General features: G+C 58.6%; 16 protein-coding genes and 1 riboswitch. Of the genes, 6 read left to right on the top strand and 10 right to left on the bottom strand.

Going from position 1 to position 16,393, the window contains the following annotated elements; translation table 11 throughout:
* From FHT29_RS05405 to FHT29_RS05395, 3 genes are all read left to right on the top strand, one after another.
* On the top strand, positions 1-270 hold a 270-nt coding region (locus FHT29_RS05405; protein ID WP_168599277.1), incomplete at its 5' end, for a TOBE domain-containing protein.
* Positions 271-376: 106 nt separating this feature from the next.
* Positions 377-521: riboswitch (FMN riboswitch) on the top strand.
* Between the two features lie 87 nt (positions 522-608).
* The gene (locus FHT29_RS05400) at positions 609-1,085 is read left to right on the top strand and encodes a 6,7-dimethyl-8-ribityllumazine synthase (protein ID WP_047562899.1); all 477 of its coding nucleotides are present in this window, start codon (positions 609-611) and stop codon (positions 1,083-1,085) included.
* Between the two features lie 59 nt (positions 1,086-1,144).
* Entirely contained in the window at positions 1,145-1,495 is a 351-nt protein-coding gene (locus tag FHT29_RS05395) for a VOC family protein (RefSeq protein ID WP_047562897.1), read from the top strand.
* Positions 1,496-1,500: 5 nt separating this feature from the next.
* Here FHT29_RS05395 and phnF read toward each other — a convergent pair whose 3' ends face one another.
* The 4 genes from phnF to FHT29_RS05375 all read right to left on the bottom strand — a co-directional run bounded on the left by phnF (position 1,501) and on the right by FHT29_RS05375 (position 3,954).
* A complete protein-coding gene (gene phnF / locus FHT29_RS05390; RefSeq protein WP_168599276.1) occupies positions 1,501-2,229 on the bottom strand; it encodes a phosphonate metabolism transcriptional regulator PhnF in 729 nt (242 codons plus the stop codon).
* Between the two features lie 4 nt (positions 2,230-2,233).
* Positions 2,234-2,917: a methyltransferase domain-containing protein gene (locus tag FHT29_RS05385; protein ID WP_037200706.1), complete on the bottom strand. Its 684-nt coding sequence runs from the start codon at positions 2,915-2,917 to the stop codon at positions 2,234-2,236.
* Positions 2,918-3,028: 111 nt separating this feature from the next.
* Entirely contained in the window at positions 3,029-3,427 is a 399-nt protein-coding gene (locus FHT29_RS05380; RefSeq protein WP_047562892.1) for a VOC family protein, read from the bottom strand.
* Positions 3,428-3,528: 101 nt separating this feature from the next.
* A complete protein-coding gene (locus FHT29_RS05375; RefSeq protein ID WP_168599275.1) occupies positions 3,529-3,954 on the bottom strand; it encodes a tautomerase family protein in 426 nt (141 codons plus the stop codon).
* A 120-nt stretch (positions 3,955-4,074) separates the two neighbouring features.
* On the opposite strand from FHT29_RS05375, the gene FHT29_RS05370 reads away from it, so the two are divergent.
* Positions 4,075-4,677, top strand: a complete 603-nt coding sequence (locus FHT29_RS05370) for a TetR/AcrR family transcriptional regulator (RefSeq protein ID WP_047562890.1) — start codon at positions 4,075-4,077, stop codon at positions 4,675-4,677.
* A gap of 79 nt (positions 4,678-4,756) precedes the next feature.
* Here FHT29_RS05370 and FHT29_RS05365 read toward each other — a convergent pair whose 3' ends face one another.
* The 5 genes from FHT29_RS05365 to FHT29_RS05345 form a co-directional block, all read right to left on the bottom strand.
* Positions 4,757-5,761, bottom strand: a complete 1,005-nt coding sequence (locus tag FHT29_RS05365) for an ABC transporter ATP-binding protein (protein ID WP_037200700.1) — start codon at positions 5,759-5,761, stop codon at positions 4,757-4,759.
* 12 nt (positions 5,762-5,773) lie between these two features.
* Positions 5,774-6,838 (bottom strand): Gfo/Idh/MocA family oxidoreductase, encoded by a 1,065-nt coding sequence (locus FHT29_RS05360; RefSeq protein WP_047562889.1) that lies wholly within the window; start codon positions 6,836-6,838, stop codon positions 5,774-5,776.
* The gene (locus tag FHT29_RS05355; RefSeq protein ID WP_047562887.1) at positions 6,835-7,674 is read right to left on the bottom strand and encodes a carbohydrate ABC transporter permease; all 840 of its coding nucleotides are present in this window, start codon (positions 7,672-7,674) and stop codon (positions 6,835-6,837) included. Before FHT29_RS05355 ends, FHT29_RS05360 begins: the two co-directional genes overlap by 4 nt.
* 12 nt (positions 7,675-7,686) lie before the next feature.
* Positions 7,687-8,640, bottom strand: coding sequence for a sugar ABC transporter permease (locus tag FHT29_RS05350; protein WP_168599274.1), 954 nt, complete (start codon positions 8,638-8,640; stop codon positions 7,687-7,689).
* A 190-nt stretch (positions 8,641-8,830) separates the two neighbouring features.
* Positions 8,831-10,090, bottom strand: coding sequence for an ABC transporter substrate-binding protein (locus FHT29_RS05345; protein WP_047562882.1), 1,260 nt, complete (start codon positions 10,088-10,090; stop codon positions 8,831-8,833).
* A 546-nt stretch (positions 10,091-10,636) separates the two neighbouring features.
* Here FHT29_RS05345 and FHT29_RS05340 point away from each other — a divergent pair.
* Both FHT29_RS05340 and FHT29_RS05335 read left to right on the top strand, forming a co-directional pair.
* Positions 10,637-11,521, top strand: coding sequence for a BadF/BadG/BcrA/BcrD ATPase family protein (locus FHT29_RS05340; RefSeq protein WP_047562880.1), 885 nt, complete (start codon positions 10,637-10,639; stop codon positions 11,519-11,521).
* Positions 11,518-12,282, top strand: a complete 765-nt coding sequence (locus tag FHT29_RS05335; protein WP_037200687.1) for a GntR family transcriptional regulator — start codon at positions 11,518-11,520, stop codon at positions 12,280-12,282. Before FHT29_RS05340 ends, FHT29_RS05335 begins: the two co-directional genes overlap by 4 nt.
* Positions 12,283-12,419: 137 nt before the next feature.
* Here FHT29_RS05335 and metH read toward each other — a convergent pair whose 3' ends face one another.
* Complete coding sequence (gene metH / locus FHT29_RS05330) at positions 12,420-16,196, bottom strand: methionine synthase (RefSeq protein ID WP_047562878.1); 3,777 nt, start codon at positions 16,194-16,196, stop codon at positions 12,420-12,422.
* Between the last annotated feature and the right edge of the window lie 197 nt (positions 16,197-16,393).

Below are 16,393 nucleotides of genomic sequence, written 5' to 3'. Positions count from 1 at the left end.
GTCACCGCCTACAAGCCTGGTGACACGGTATCGCTGGCTTTGCGCCCGGAGGCAGGCTCACTGGCCGAATCGGCCAAGGGCGACACGGCCCTGACAGGCGAAGTTTCCTCGGCGCACTTCCTGGGTTCGGTCATCCGCACCCGCATGAACGTCGCCGGCAACACGATTTCCTTCGATATGTTCAACAGCCCGGGCATGCTGCCCCCGAGCGTCGGCGAAAAGGTCACGCTGCGTTTTGCATCATCCGATCTGCTGGTCATTCAGGATTGAGAATCTGCCCTGTGCTACAGGGCAATTTTGGAAAATTATTCGCAAACGCCGGGTCGAAAGCCCGGCGTTTTTCTTTGATTTCCTTGCTGAAATGCATTTATAGTCCATCCGTTCTCAGGGCGGGGTGCAATTCCCCACCGGCGGTATGGGGGTTTTCCCCGAGCCCGCGAGCGCCTTCCGGTTTCGGAAGGGTCAGCAGATCCGGTGCGAGGCCGGAGCCGACGGTATAGTCCGGATGGAAGAGAGCAAGCAGGTCGCCCCTCCTCGGCGAGAGGAGTGTCGCGTTCATGCATGTTCGCCCAAGGGATATTTGTACCAACCCTTGAAAGGCAGAATTCATGACCATTTCTATCTCCTCCCAACCGAGCCGCATCGCGATCATTCGGGCTCGCTGGCATGCCGATATCGTCGATCGCTCGGTTGATTCCTTCATTGCTGAATGGCAGACGACAGAAGGAGCATCGCCCATCGACATATTCGACGTGCCGGGCGCACTCGAAATTCCGCTCCATGCGCAGACGCTTGCCCGTAACGGCCGCTATTCCGCAATCGTCGCCACCGCTTTCGTTGTCGACGGCGGCATTTATCGCCATGAATTCGTTGCCAATACCGTTCTCGATGCAATGATGCGCGTGCAGCTCGACACTGGCGTGCCGGTCCTCTCGGCCGTTCTGACACCCCATCACTTTCAGGAATCGGAAGCCCATATCCAATTCTTCAAGGAGCATTTCATCATCAAGGGCCGCGAAGTGGCGAGCGCCTGCCGGCATATATTGACCGAGCGCGCCAAACTCCTGCCGTCGGTAACGGTCTGAGCGGGAGTATCCTGGAGGCGCGGCGCAAGCCCGCCTCCATTTCTCAAGGGAGGAAGTCGGTGACCGTTCTACGCATCATCTCTAACCTGCCCGCCGCCGATCCCGCCAGCGCTCGTCTGTTCTACAGTGAGTTGCTCGGCCTTGACATCGTCATGGATCACGGCTGGATTCTCACCTTCGCCTCCAAAGCCGCAACGGTCCCGCAGATCAGCGTTGCCAGCGAAGGCGGTTCGGGAACGATTGTCCCCGACCTCTCGATCGAAGTTGATGATGTCGAAGAGCTTTATCGGCGAGCCACGTCAATGGGCTTCGGCATCCTGTACGACCTGACGGACGAGCCCTGGGGCGTTCGTCGTTTCTACGTCCGCGACCCGTTCGGCAAGGTCGTCAACATCCTCTCGCATCGCTAATCCAGCTACCGCAATTCGACATTGAAAGTAATGCGCTCCGCCGGCCAAATCGATTCCGCGTAGGCTATAGGCACGCCATCGGTATCGACATCCACCTTGCGGGTCACGAGCAGCGGCGCTGATTTGGGCTGTCGCAACAGTCGCGCTTCCTCGGCCGTCGGCATGCGCGCATCGATCTCGGTCGACAACCGTTCATAGTCGGAGATGCCATAGCTGGCGAGTGCCGCCGTGATCGTCGGATATTGCAGCCGGACCTTGTCGAAATCGGGAAAGCGCTCCGCTGGATAATAGGTGTCACCCAGTTCGACCGGAACGCCATCGGCCGTCATCACGCCGCGGCGATGGATGACAGGCACGCCCGCCGCAAGTTTCAATTGCACGGCAACACGTTCCGTCGCCGGCACGACTTCATGAACCAGCAGTTCGCCGCCTGGCTCGAAGCCCTGCTCGATCAGGTTCTTGGAAAAGCGCGTTCGCTTCGAGAGCGTGTAGTCGAGCACACCCTTGTGTACGAAGGTCCCCCGTCCCTGCTCAGCGCGAACCAGCCCGCGCTGCTCCAAATGCCCAAGCGCCTGGCGAACGGTGAAACGGCTGACGCCGAAACGCTCCATCAGTTCAGGCTCGGTCGGCAATCTCGCCCCGGGGGCAAAGGTCCCGGCAGCGATATCAGCCGCCAGGATCTCGCCGATCCGATGCCAGAGGGTGCTGCCTCCGTTGCGATTGATCGTCTCCATATCATCAGCGCTTTTCGAGCCGGAACAGCAGCTTGTATTCGGCCGGATAGCTCAGCGCATCGAGAATGCTCGGATAATATTTCCGATCCTTGGTCGCCCGCACGAAGCCGTCATAACCGAAGCGCCTGACGGAAACATCGAAGCCGGCCGCCGCGAAGGCGTCGATATAATCCTGCGGCGAGCGATCCTGCACCGGCGCATTGCTGTTGCCGCCGATCAGCTCGCGCCATTTTGGCCAGAGCGGCATTTCATTGTGGCATCCGGTAACGGCATAGTAGACGCCGCCATTGCGCATGACCTGGAACATCTGTTCGGCATGCTGTCGCAGCTCCGGCAGCAGGTAGACGACCTCATAGCTGAAAGCCACGTCGAAGCTATCAACAAAGGGCGACAGGTCGGTCGTGACGTGAAACTGCAGCGGCATGTTGCCCACCGCAGCGACAGCTGCAGCCACCGATTCCGAGGCAATGTCGATGCCGACACCGCGACGAAACGGCCGCAGGGCATGAAGCAGTCGCAGGAAGCCGCCTCGATTGCAGCCGAAATCCAGCACTGTCTTCGATGAAAAATCCCGCTCCGGGACCGTTTCGATGAAATGCCGCCAGTAAGGACTATGCGATTCCGCCATCGCGATATCGCCCTGCGGCTCTGTATGCCAGGTTGCATAAATGGATGCTGCGTTTGTCATGATGCGCTCGCTGCTGGAGTGGACTGAGCCCGTGATAGCCCAGCTTCATGACAGTGGAGTGAATTCATCCGGACGACCGGACTATTTGATTCAAACCCGTACTATTCGAGATCACGATCGCACGCAGTCCACCATCCATTGAACGCCAAACCGATCCGTGAGCTTGCCGTAGTAGCTGCCCCATGGCTGGATGGCGAGCGGCGTCGTCACCGTGCCGCCTTCGGCCAGCAGAGAAAAAATCCTGTCGGTGCTGTCGCGGTCATCCATGACAAGCATATGGGCGGAGCCGCGCATCGGCTCGGCATCGTGATTGTCGGATGCGAAGAACAGCACGCCTGGCCCCTCGAAACGCGCGTGCATCACCCTGCCCCGCATCGCATCCGCAGCAAGCGGTATCCCATCGGCACCATGATGGATCAATAGCGTAACGCGGCCAAGCCCGCAGGCGGCATAGAAGGCAAGCGCCTCCTCGCAATGCGTTGTGAAGAACAGATAATTGGCCAGTTGCATGTCCTGTTTTCCTCTTGCGTCGGACCACGATGGCTCGGCACACGCCGGTCCGACACCCCTACGAACTCTGCCGATTCAGGCGGTATTGAGCCGAGGGTTACCTAGGACCCTGCGGCATTTTGAATAGCGCCGACCAAATCGGCATTGCTGTAGCTATGCCCTGCAATGCCCCAGGCTCCTTCCGGCGCGTAGACTATGTTCGACCAGATGTGCTCGCGCTTGATCCGCCCTCCGGCGGCCTGTTCGACGATATCGGTCGCCTTCTCGATGAAAGCCCGTTTGGCTTCCGGCGTCGCAAGCGCGATCTCGGGCAGCTTGAGCTCGATGAAGGCCGCCGCAACGGGCTTTCCCGCCGCCAATACATGTTCGGCCGGAAGCACGTTAATCGTGCCAATGACATTGGCCGTCATGAAGGCATTTCCGGTCAAGCCGGCAACATCGAGAACCGCTTCGGTCAAGCGGGCAAGAGCCTGCGCTTGCGCTTCAGGCGAAAGCAAACGTTCGGGGAGTGTAAGCGTAATAGGCATGTGACATCTCCTTGTTGGACCTGCGACGGCAATTAATATATACCGATCACTCTTTATCAATACACACAGATCGCTCTCTATGCAATCAATAAAGAGAGATCACTCTTAATGGGGGCACCAATGCGCTATAGCGCCGAACACAAGCAGGAGACCCGGGCGCGGGTGATCGCGGCCGCCGGGCAAGTATTTCGAAAGGAGGGTTATGGCGGGGCGGGCATCGATGCCCTGACGAAAGCCGCCGGCGTCACCAACGGCGCCTTCTACGGGCACTTCAAGTCCAAGGGCGAGGCATTTCGCACGGCTGTCGTGGAAGGGCTGGAAGAGCTCCGTCAAGGGATCGCGGCACTCAAGGAAAGCCAGCCGAAGAACTGGCTGAAGGCCTTCGCCAGCTACTATCTCGGCTACAAACGCACCTGCGATCTCGGCGATAGCTGCGCCCTGCCAAGTCTTTCACCCGATGTCATGCGTGCTGACGATGAAACGCGCAACATCTATACGGTGGAATTGAAAAAACTCATTGCGGCCGTGGCCACCGGCCTGCCGGAGAACAAGGGAGCGAACCTAACCAAAACGGCGGCCGAGGATCAGGCGATCCTTCTGCTCGCTATGCTCAGCGGCGGTGTCACGATTGCGCGGGCCGTTTCCGATCCCGCGCTTTCCGAGCGTATCGCAGAGGTCATCGAGAAGGCCGCGCTGACAATAGGCAGCCCCTCGAACCCCTGAGGCGAATGATCGACCACCACGCTCCCTGGGCAAGGGACGTCCGAAACGAAACACCCTGCTTCGCCTCGAGTGCAGCAGATTACGTGCGGATCGCTTTGTCGTTTGCATCGAAGCGATGCATGTGGGTCGCATCCGGCGTCGCATAAACCATTTCGTCCGGCTCGTATTGATGCTCGCCGAAAAGACGAACGGTCAAAAGACCGGTGACATCGGATTCGAGATAGATAATCGTGTCGGCACCGAGGTGTTCGACATGGATGACCTTGGCCGACCAGGTGCCCTGATCACGCGACAGAGTAATGTGCTCCGGGCGAATGCCAACGGTTTTTGCGCCGCTTTGCCCCAGTTTCTCGGCCGGAACGAAATTCATCTGTGGCGAACCGATGAAGCCGGCGACGAAGACATTGGCCGGACGGTTATAGAGCTCCATCGGCGAGCCGATCTGCTCGATCGCGCCGGCATTGAGCACGACGATCTTGTCGGCAAGGGTCATCGCCTCGACCTGGTCGTGGGTGACGTAGATCATCGTCGCCTTGAGGCTGCGGTGCAGACGAGCGATCTCCAGGCGCGTCTGTACGCGCAAGGCCGCATCGAGGTTCGACAGCGGTTCGTCGAAGAGAAAGAGCTCCGGCTCACGCACGATGGCGCGGCCGATGGCAACGCGCTGGCGCTGGCCGCCGGAAAGTTCGGCCGGCCGACGCGCGAGATAAGGCTCGAGCGACAGCATGCCGGAGGCCTTCCCGACGCGGCTTTCGATCTCGTCCTTCGCAGTGCCGGCCTGCTTCAGGCCCAATCCCATATTGTCCTTCACCGTCAGGTGCGGATAGAGCGCATAGGACTGGAAGACCATGGCGATGCCGCGCTTGGCGGGCGGCGTTACCGTCACATCCTGGCCGTTGATCAGGACAGCACCAGCAGTCACGTCTTCGAGGCCGGCGATGCTGCGCAGAAGGGTCGACTTGCCACAGCCAGAAGGGCCCACGAAGATGACGAACTCGCCGTCCTTCACCTCGAGATCGATGCCCTTCAGCACATCATGCGTGCCGTAGGCCTTGCGGATGGATTTCAGTTGAAGCGATCCCACAGTCTCTTATCCTTACAAATAAACGGGCTTGCCGGTGCGCACGCTCTCGTCGGCGGCGAGGCAGATGCGCAGCGATTGAACGGCGTCTGCCATGTGGCGGTCGAGGTCGATGTCTTCGCGGATGGCCTTCAGCATGAAGGCCTGTTCAAGATCGCAGAGCTCCTGATGGCCTGGCTCCCCGTCCATATGCAGATCCTGATCTGGTCGGATGAACTGGCCATTTGGCCCGGTTTCGGCATTATGCAACCGGATGACGGAGGTCTTGGTGTGCGTGTCGATGTCGTCGGACTTGGCGTTCGGATCCATGACGATCGACACCGCGCCATTTGGCGACATCACATCCTTCACGAAGAAGGCGGTCTCGGAAATCATCGGTCCCCAGCCGGCCTCATACCAGCCGACAGAACCATCCTCGAAGATCACCTGCAGATGGCCGTAATTATACATATCCGGCTTGATCTCGCTCGACAGGCGAAGGCCCATGCCGCGCACCTCGACAGGTTTGGCATCGGTGATCTGGCACATGACGTCGACATAGTGCACGCCGCAATCGACGATGGGCGATGTCGTGCGCATCAGCGCCTTGTGCGTCTCCCAGGTCGGGCCGCTCGACTGCTGATTGAGGTTCATGCGGAAGACATAGGGACCGCCAAGCTTGCGGGCCTCGGCAATCAAACGTTGCCATGATGGATGTTGACGCAGGATGTAGCCGATGACCAGCTTCTTGCCCGCCTTCTTCGCCGCTGTAACGACGCGCTCGGCATCGCCGACCGTCGTTGCCAATGGCTTCTCGACGAAAACATGGCAACCCGCCTCGAAGGCCATCACTGCGTAATCGGCATGGCTGTCGGAATAGGTATTGATGGAGCACAGATCCGGCTTCAATTCCTTCAACGCCGTTTCGAAATCCGGGTGGATCGCGTAGCCGCGCAACTCTTCCGCCAACTCCGGCTTGGAGCGATTGACGAGGCCGACAATCTCGAACCCAGGATTGTTATGATAGGCGAGCGCATGGCTGCGGCCCATATTGCCAAGGCCGGCGACGAGAACGCGGATCGGCTTTTCGGATACGCTCACTTGACTGCTCCGGAGGTGATGCCACGAATGAGTTGGCGCGAAAAGATGACGTAGAGGATAAGGATCGGCAGGATGGCAAGCGTCAGCGCCGCCAGCACGGCGTTCCAGTTTGTGACGAACTGACCGATAAAGATCTGCGACCCGAGCGTCACGGTTTTCGTCGCCTCGCTCGGTGCCAGGATCAGCGGGAACCAGAGGTCGTTCCAGATCGGTATCATCGTGAAAACGGCGACCGTCGCCATGGCCGGGCGAACCAGCGGCAAGACAAGGCGAAAGAAGATGGCATATTCGCTGAGGCCATCGATACGACCGGCATTTTTCAGGTCATCGGAAACGGTCCGCATGAACTCTGAGAGAATGAAGATCGCCAGAGGCAGGCCTTGAGCGGTATAAACGAGGATCAGCGCCGTCAACGTGTTGACGAGGCCGGCGGCAACCATCCCCTGCAGGATGGCGACCGTGCCGAGGCGGATCGGGATCATGATACCGATCGCCATATACAGACCCAGCATCATATTGCCACGGAAACGGTACTCCGACAGGGCGAAAGCGGACATCGCGCCGAACAGCAGCGTAAGGATGATCGAGACGATCGTCACCACGAAGCTGTTCTGGAAATAGGTCAGGAAATCGCCCTGCCTGAGGACGGTATCATAACCTATCATGCTGAATGAGGATGGCGTTGGAAGGCTTAACGGCGCACGGAAGATCGATGCGCGATCCTTGAACGAATTGATGATGGTCAGGAACACCGGGAAAAGGGCGACAAGCGTATACGCGATCAGCGCCAGATGCACGAAGCCGGTGCGGACAAGGGAAGTGCGGGCCTTGGACATGGTCGCCTCTCCTCAGAACTGGTAGCGGCGAATGCGCCGCTGGACGATGAAAAGATAGAACGAGACACCGGTCAGGATGATCAGGAACATGACAGTCGCGATCGTCGCCCCCATGGAACGGTCTCCGAGCTGAAGCTGGAAGCCGAAGAAGACGCGATAGAGAAGTGTGCCGAGAATATCGGTCGAGCCATCCGGCCCGGCCAGTGCACCCTGCACGGTGTAAACCAGATCGAACGCGTTGAAATTGCCGACGAATGTCAGGATCGAGATGATACCGATTGCGGGCAGCACCAGAGGCAGCTTGATCTTCCAGAATTGGCTCCACCCGGTAATACCGTCGCATTCGGCCGCTTCGATGACCTCTTCGGGAATGTTGAGCAAGGCCGCATAGATCAGCATCATCGGAATGCCGACATATTGCCAGACGGAAATGAGCGCGACGGTGATCAGCGCCGTGCTCGGCCTGCCGAGCCAAGGCGCGAAGAACGACTTGAGGCCGATCATGCTCAGCAATTCGGGCGCTACACCCCAGAGAGGGGACAGGATCAGCTTCCAGATGAAGCCGACGACGACAAAGGAAAGCAGCGTCGGCAGGAAAATAGCGGTACGATAGAAGGCAACAAAACGCAGCTTCGGCAGAGACAGGAGCGCTGCGAGTGCGACGCCGATCGGATTCTGCACGCACATATGGATGGCAAAGAAGATCAGATTGTTGCGTAGCGCATTCCAGAAATCATGCGCCCAACGTTCGTCGCCGAACAATATCTTGAAATTGTTCAGACCGACGAAAGCCGGTTGATTGTCGACGACATTGTAAAGCGACAGCCGCAGCGTCTCGATCAGAGGCAGGATCATGACCGCCGTATAGACGACAAAGGCCGGGAAAAGGAAAACGAGGATGTGCCAGCGTCTGGAGCGCCTGATCGGCGCAACCTCAAGGGCGTCTGATATCTCGGCGTCGCTCATGGCTTTCTGCCTGTTTTTGTTGGCTGCCCGGCGAAGCGGCAGCTCTGAGGTTCAAATTCACCCGCCATTCCGGCTCTAAACGACGTCGGGCGTGTCGCAATGCAATGGCGAGGCGATCGCCAATCCAATTATCCATGATCAAGAAAAAGGGAGAGGAGCCCGAAGGCCCCTCGCCCGTTTTATGCAATGATTACTTGCCAGGCTTGTACCAGCTGTCGAGGCCCTTCTGCAGCTTTGCAGCAGCCTGTTCCGGCGTATCCGTAGCATTGATCACGTTTGCGGATTCCGTCCAGGTTTCGTTTTCCAGGTTCGGCGTGCCGCGCGACAGGATCTGATACGTGGAGCGAACGGTCGACTTGTGATCCTTACGCCAGGAGACGAACTCCTGAGCAAGCGGATCGCTCATCTTCACCGGATGCGAATTCAGGCTGAAGAAGCCCGGCAGCGAATTGGCGTAGATGGTGGCGAACTCGTCGGAAGCGACCCAGCTCAGGAACTTCTTGGCTTCTTCCTGGTGCGTGCTCTTCGTATTCAGGCCGACGCCGATATCCGGATGGTCCGAGATATAGGCGGTGTCACCAGCCTTGGCGACCGGCGGCGGGAAGGCGCCCATCTTGAACTGCGCCTGGGTGTTGAAAAGAGCGATTTCCCAGGAGCCGGCCGGATAGATCGCAGCCTTGCCGAGCGTGAAGAGGTTCTGGCTGTCAGCGTAGCCCTGGGCCTCGAAACCGTCGCCGAGATAGGGCTTCCACTTGGCAAGTTCCTTGTAGGGATCGACCCACGGAGCGTCCGTCAGCTTTTCCTTGCCGGCGATAAGAGCCTCGCGGCCGTCCTCACCCTTCCAGTAGTTCGGGCCGATGTTCTGATAACCCATGGTTGCGGCCTCCCACAGGTCCTTGGTGCCCATGGCCATCGGAATATAAGTGCCGTCAGCCTTGATCTTGTCGAGAAGAGCAAAGAACTCGTCGCGGGTCGCCGGCACCTTCAGGCCGAGCTTGTCGAAGGCGTCTTTGTTGTAGATGAAGCCATGGATGACCGAAGCCATCGGCACGCAGAAGGTCGACTTGCCGTCATCGGTCGACCATGCGGCCTTGGCGACTGCCGAGAAGTTCTCCATGCCCTTCAAGCTCGTCAGATCAGCGAGATGCTTCTTGTTGAAGAGGTCGAGCGAGGCATCGAAAGGACGGCAGGTGATGATGTCACCCGCAGAGCCGGCGTCGAGCTTGGCGTTCAGCGATGCGTTGTATTCGGTGGGAGCCGTCGGCGAAAAAACGATTTTGATGCCGGGGTTCTTCGCTTCGAAAGCCGGGATGATCTTGTCCTGCCAAATCTGCAGGTCGTCGTTACGCCAGCTTTCGACCGTCAGCGTTACATCAGCCGCATGCGCGAAGCTGACCGAGGTCAGCAGGCTGGATGCAAGAAGCAAGCCTTTCAGAACATTATTTTTCATTTCCCTCTCCTGTTTTCGACGCCCGTAGCGAGGCGCTGTTTTCGATCTGAAAATCCGCTGGCCTGTCTGAAGAAACGGTCAGCGCTCCATAGGGACCGCCAATGCTGCCGGCCCCCAATACAAAGGGCTTCAGAGGCACTTCGCCTGATCGGCCCGTTCAATCGCCGTCTGCCGCCAACAGGGCAGAGACGCTGTAAACACCATGCGGGAAATTCATGACAAACGCCGAAGGACGGACCCTCCTGATCCAAACGGCTTGGGACAACGATGGAGGTTCAGCCTTCTGCTTAGCCCGCCGGCTGTTATTGTTCTGCCGGTTCCGCCGATGTCTGTTTGTATTGTTCCCTTGGCAAGAATTAAGGCCAAAAAAATACCAATTGTCCAGCCGAATTTAACCTTTGGACACAAAAAGAGCGGGCAAAAGAAATTTTACAATATATTTCAATAGGATATTGACGCGCAAAAATGGACACGTTGCCTATTGGTAAATGGTATTTTTTTGGTATTGTATAGGAAAATGGGGAACAGGTGGCATCCGGAGGCATGATGGGGCAGTTTGCAATAGGCATCGACGGCGGAGGAACGAGCTGCCGCGCTGCCGTGATAAACGGAACGGGCCAAGTTCTCGGCACGGGCAAAGCCGGCGCTGCAAACATTCTCTCCGACCTGGAAAACTCGCTGATCAATATCGTCGCTTCGGCCCGACATGCACTGACAAGCGCAGGGCTCGATCCCGAACAGGTTTACAAGTTGCCTGCGGTTATCGGCACGGCCGGCGCCAATGTCGGCAGCTATGGAAAACGGGTGGAAGGCGCCCTTCCCTTCGCGAGTTCTCGCGTGGTCACCGATGCGACGATCGCACTTCAGGGTGCGCTCGGTGATGCCGATGGAATCATCGGCGCTTTTGGCACCGGCTCCGTCTACAATGCCCGCCGTGACGGTGTGAGCTGGGGCATCGGCGGCTGGGGGTTTGTCATCGGCGATCAGGCCAGCGGCGCCCGCCTCGGCCGCGATCTCCTCGAACGCGCCCTTCTGGCGCATGACCGGGTGGCGGCAACGTCACCGCTGACGAATGCGATCATGGCCGAATATGGCAACGATCCGGAGCGGGTCGTCGAATTTGCCCATGCGTCCAAGCCAAAGGATTTCGGGCGCTATGCACCAATCGTGTTCGACTATGCCGGGATGAATGACCCCGTCGCCATCGATATCATCAAGACGGCTGCGAAGGCCATAACCGAAAGCCTGGATGCCCTGCTTTGGCCCGAATGCCCGTCGATCTGCCTCCTCGGCGGCCTTGCCCAGGCTTATCGCCCCTGGCTCGACGCACGCCACAAAGCACTCCTGGCCGAGCCCAAGGGCGACGTGCTGCGCGGAGCGGTGGAATTGGCGGCAAAATTGCTACGGGATGGGAAGGGAAGCTGGGCATGACCGAGGATTTGAGTGCCATCTTCTCGCCAGAACGCCTGTCAGGAGGCGGACCCGGCCCGCTCTACGTCAAGCTGCGACGCACACTCGAAGAAGCCGTAAAGATCGGAAGGTTGAAGCAGGGCGATGCGCTTCCACCCGAGCGCGATATTGCCGAATTTGCCGCCGTCAGCCGCGTCACCGTGCGCAAGGCGATCGACGACCTTGTCGCCGAAGGTATTCTCGTGCGCCGCCACGGGTCCGGCACCTTTGTCACAAAGCCCGTATCCAAGGTGGAACAACGGCTATCTCAGCTCACCTCCTTCACCGAGGACATGGCCCGACGCGGCATGACCGCACGTTCCGAATGGCTGCACAAAGGCATCCATACGCCGTCTCCCGATGAAATGATGATCCTCGGCCTTGCCGCCGGCACTAAGGTTTCCCGGCTCAGCCGCTTGCGCATCGCCGACGATCAGCCACTGGCGATCGAGCATGCCAGTGTCTCCGGCGAATTCCTGCCGGATCCAGCAGTCGTGACGACATCGCTTTATGCGGAACTCGAAAAGCGACAGGTCCGCCCCGTGCGCGCCGTACAGCGCATATCGGCAACCAACATGAAAGAGTCCGATGCGGGGTTGCTTGGCGTTCCCGTCGGAGCCGCCGGCCTTTCGATCGAACGCATTTCCTATCTCGGCTCGGGCCGGGCCGTGGAATTCACCAGGTCGCTTTATCGGGGAGATGCCTACGATTTCGTCGCGGAGCTAACGATCGGCGCAACTTAGGTTCACCCCGGTAGCGATCGAAGATTTATATTATTAATCAAATAGATATCGCCGCAAGATGAATCAAATTGCGGCGATGGCGGCGTGCGGAATCTGCCTATGAGCAAAACGCCCCAAGGCGTTGAAACGACTCATGATCAGGCTGCGTCATCGACCGCTGCTTCGGCCTTCGCCGGCACATAGTTCAGCACCGGACCCAACCAACGCTCCACCTCCGCAACGGGCATATCCTTGCGGGTCGCATAGTCCTCAACCTGATCGCGCTCGACTTTGGCGACGCCGAAATAATAAGCGTCGGGATGCGCGATATAAATGCCCGAGACGGAGGAACCGGGCCACATTGCATAGCTTTCCGTGAGCTTGACACCCGCTACCGCTTCGGCATCGAGCAGCCGGAACAGCGTTTCCTTTTCGGTATGGTCAGGTTGTGCCGGATAGCCGGGCGCTGGACGAATACCGGCGTAAGCTTCAGAAAGAAGCTCGTCGCTGGAAAGATGCTCATCTGTGGCGTAGCCCCAGAACTCGCGTCGCACCTGCTCATGCATCCGTTCGGCAAAGGCTTCGGCAAAACGGTCGGCAAGCGCCTTCACCAGGATCGACGAGTAGTCGTCATTCGCACGTTCGAAGCGCTCGGCAATAGCGATTTCCTCGATACCGGCAGTGACGACGAAGCCGCCGACATAGTCGGCCACACCGCTTGAAACCGGCGCAACGAAGTCCGAGAGGGCGACATTCGGACGGCCATCACGCTTCGACAGCTGCTGGCGCAAGGTGTAGAAGGTCGCAAGCTCGCGATCACGGCCTTCATCCGTGAACAGCCTGATATCGTCGCCAACGGCGCCCGCCGGCCAGAAGCCGATGACGGCGCGAGGGCGGAACCAGTTTTCCGCGATGATCTTTTCCAACATCGATTGAGCATCGGCGTAAAGCTGCCGTGCCGCCTCACCCTGCTTTTCATCTTCGAGGATCGCCGGGAAACGGCCCTTCAGCTCCCAGGTCTGGAAGAACGGCGTCCAGTCGATGTACCTGGCAAGCTCGGCCAGATCGTAGTTCTCGAACACCTTTGTCCCGAAGAACTGCGGCTTCACAGGCTTATAGCTCGCCCAATCGACCTTCTGGGCGTTCTCTCGAGCTCTCGCAATCGGCAGGCGCACTTTCTCAGCCTCACTACGGGCGTGAGCGGCCGCGACCTTGGCATATTCTGCCCTGATGGTGTCGACATAGCCCTGCTTGGCATCCGGCGACAGCAGCGCCGAAACGACGCCGACGGCGCGGCTGGCGTCGGTGACGTAGACCGTCTGCCCCTTCTCGTAGCGCGGATGGATCTTCACCGCAGTATGCACACGGCTGGTGGTCGCACCGCCGATCAACAGCGGAATATCAAAACCCTGCCGCTCCATTTCCGAGGCAACATGCACCATTTCGTCCAGGGAAGGCGTGATCAGGCCGGAAAGACCGATTATATCCACCTTCTGGGCGATGGCCGTTTCGAGAATCTTCGTCGCCGGCACCATGACGCCGAGATCGATGATTTCGTAGTTGTTGCAGGCAAGCACGACGCCGACGATGTTCTTGCCGATATCATGCACATCGCCCTTGACGGTCGCCATCAACACCTTGCCGGCAGCCTGACGCTCGCCGCTGCCGCCATTGGCCAGCTTCTCGGCCTCCATGTAAGGCAGCAGCACGGCAACGGCCTGTTTCATGACGCGAGCGGACTTCACCACCTGCGGCAGGAACATCTTGCCTGCACCGAAGAGATCGCCGACAACGTTCATGCCCGCCATCAGCGGACCTTCGATGACGTGCAGTGGCCGTTCGACGGTCTGACGCGCCTCCTCGGTATCCGCCTCGATATAGTCGGTGATGCCGTTGACCAGCGCATGCTCCAGCCGCTTTGCCACTGGCCATTCGCGCCAGGAAAGATCCTGCGCCTTGGCCTCCCTGCCGCCGGTTCCACGGAAGCGCTCTGCAACCTCAAGCAACCGTTCCGTGCCATCCGATCGACGATTGAGAACGACATCCTCGCAGGCCTCCCGCAATTCGGGATCGATATTGTCATAGACCGCGAGCTGACCCGCATTGACGATGCCCATGTCCATACCCGCCTGAATGGCGTGATAGAGGAAGACGGCATGCATGGCCTCGCGGACCGGTTCGTTGCCGCGGAAGGAGAAAGACAGGTTCGACACGCCACCGGAGATATGAACCAGCGGCATGGTCTGTCGGATCGTCCGCGTCGCTTCGATGAAGTCGACACCGTAATTGTTGTGCTCTTCGATGCCGGTCGCAACAGCGAAGATATTAGGATCGAAGATGATATCTTCCGGCTGCAAACCTGCCGTTTCCGTCAGCAGCTTGTAGGCGCGCGAGCAGATCTCGACCTTGCGTTCATAGCTGTCTGCCTGGCCCTGTTCATCGAAGGCCATCACGACGACGGCGGCGCCGTACATGCGCATCAATCGAGCTTGCTTGAGAAAATTCTCCTCGCCTTCCTTGAGCGAGATCGAATTGACGATCGGCTTGCCCTGCACGCATTTCAGGCCGGCTTCGATGATCGAGAATTTCGAGCTGTCGATCATCACCGGAACGCGGGCAATATCCGGCTCGGCGGCGATCAGATTCAGGAACTCGACCATTGCCCTTTCAGAATCGATCAGGCCCTCGTCCATGTTGATGTCGATGACCTGCGCGCCGTTCTCGACCTGATCGCGGGCAACGGCAAGTGCCGCCGTATAATCGGCATTGGTGATCAGCTTGCGGAATTTCGCGGAGCCAGTGACGTTGGTCCGCTCGCCGACGTTGACGAAGGGAATGTCTCTGGTCAGCTCAAACGGCTCGAGACCGGAAAGCGACATGAAAGGACGGTGCTCGGCAAGCTGGCGCGGCGGATATTTCGACACCGCCTCAGCGATCGCGGCAATGTGCTCTGGCGTGGAGCCGCAGCAGCCGCCGACGATGTTGACGAGACCCTCGCGTGCAAACTCCTCGACTTGAGCCGCCATCATATCAGGCGTTTCGTCATATTGGCCGAATTCGTTCGGCAGCCCGGCATTGGGATAAGCGCAAATGAAGGTATCCGCAGCAGCCGAAAGCTCCTGCAGGTGCGGACGCATGGCGTTTGCGCCGAGGGCACAGTTAAGGCCGATGGTGAAGGGGCTCGCATGGCGCACTGAATTCCAGAAAGCCGATGGCGTCTGCCCTGAAAGCGTGCGACCGGAAAGGTCTGTGATCGTGCCGGATATCATGACCGGCAGGCGTATGCCCTTGGCCTCGAAACGCTCCTCGCAGGCGAAGATGGCAGCCTTCGCGTTAAGCGTATCGAAAATCGTCTCGATCAGAATAATGTCGGCGCCCCCGTCGATGAGGCCATCTATCTGCTCGCCGTAAGCCAGACGCAGATCATCGAAGCTGACGGCGCGATAGCCAGGATTATTGACATCAGGGGAAATCGACGCTGTGCGGTTGGTCGGACCGATGGCACCGGCAACGAAACGGCGCTTGCCATCTTCCCGCTGCGCGCGGATCGCCGCACGGCGGACGATCTCGGCGCCTTCCTTATTGAGATCATAGACGGCACCTTCCATCTGATAATCCGCCTGCGCAATGCGGGTGGACGAGAAGGTGTTGGTCTCCAGGATATCGGCGCCTGCCTTGGCATAGCGATAATGAATCTCTTCGATCGCGTCGGGCTGAGTCAGAATGAGAAGGTCGTTATTGCCTTTTTGATGACAGGCACAGCCTATGAAACGGTGACCGCGAAACTGATCCTCGTCGAAACCGAGGCCCTGGATCTGCGTGCCCATGGCGCCGTCAAGCACGAGAATTCGCTCGCTCGCCGCCTTTCGCAAGGCGTCGAATATCTCGCTACCATCGCGCTTCGCTGTTTCGGAACCAAAAAGATTGTCAAACATAAGCGAATTCCTCTGGCCTGATTGCGACTCGACAATCAGATCACATAAAGATATCTTTATGTCAACATATCTATGCTCTGGTTGAGCGCAGCACAAGCATGCCGCTTCTATGGTTTGCTTCCTTTCCGAAAAATACAAACAAGACGAATTCCCGTGCCGGCCATGGACAAGGCGGAGCTGACGACACAGTTTCATCC

Source organism: Rhizobium sp. SG741 (assembly GCF_012275435.1).
Classification (GTDB): domain Bacteria; phylum Pseudomonadota; class Alphaproteobacteria; order Rhizobiales; family Rhizobiaceae; genus Rhizobium; species Rhizobium lusitanum.
This window is presented reverse-complemented; position numbering and strand designations above follow the sequence as displayed.

Excerpts from the sequence above, each read along its gene's own strand:
- FHT29_RS05400 (WP_047562899.1), top strand. The coding sequence starts at position 609 with ATGACCATTTCTATCTCCTCCCAACCGAGCCGCATCGCGATCATTCGG.
- phnF (WP_168599276.1), bottom strand. The coding sequence starts at position 2,229 with ATGGAGACGATCAATCGCAACGGAGGCAGCACCCTCTGGCATCGGATC.
- FHT29_RS05385 (WP_037200706.1), bottom strand. The coding sequence starts at position 2,917 with ATGACAAACGCAGCATCCATTTATGCAACCTGGCATACAGAGCCGCAG.
- FHT29_RS05380 (WP_047562892.1), bottom strand. The coding sequence starts at position 3,427 with ATGCAACTGGCCAATTATCTGTTCTTCACAACGCATTGCGAGGAGGCG.
- FHT29_RS05375 (WP_168599275.1), bottom strand. The coding sequence starts at position 3,954 with ATGCCTATTACGCTTACACTCCCCGAACGTTTGCTTTCGCCTGAAGCG.
- FHT29_RS05370 (WP_047562890.1), top strand. The coding sequence starts at position 4,075 with ATGCGCTATAGCGCCGAACACAAGCAGGAGACCCGGGCGCGGGTGATC.
- FHT29_RS05355 (WP_047562887.1), bottom strand. The coding sequence starts at position 7,674 with ATGTCCAAGGCCCGCACTTCCCTTGTCCGCACCGGCTTCGTGCATCTG.
- FHT29_RS05350 (WP_168599274.1), bottom strand. The coding sequence starts at position 8,640 with ATGAGCGACGCCGAGATATCAGACGCCCTTGAGGTTGCGCCGATCAGG.
- FHT29_RS05345 (WP_047562882.1), bottom strand. The coding sequence starts at position 10,090 with ATGAAAAATAATGTTCTGAAAGGCTTGCTTCTTGCATCCAGCCTGCTG.
- FHT29_RS05340 (WP_047562880.1), top strand. The coding sequence starts at position 10,637 with ATGGGGCAGTTTGCAATAGGCATCGACGGCGGAGGAACGAGCTGCCGC.
- FHT29_RS05335 (WP_037200687.1), top strand. The coding sequence starts at position 11,518 with ATGACCGAGGATTTGAGTGCCATCTTCTCGCCAGAACGCCTGTCAGGA.
- metH (WP_047562878.1), bottom strand. The coding sequence starts at position 16,196 with ATGTTTGACAATCTTTTTGGTTCCGAAACAGCGAAGCGCGATGGTAGC.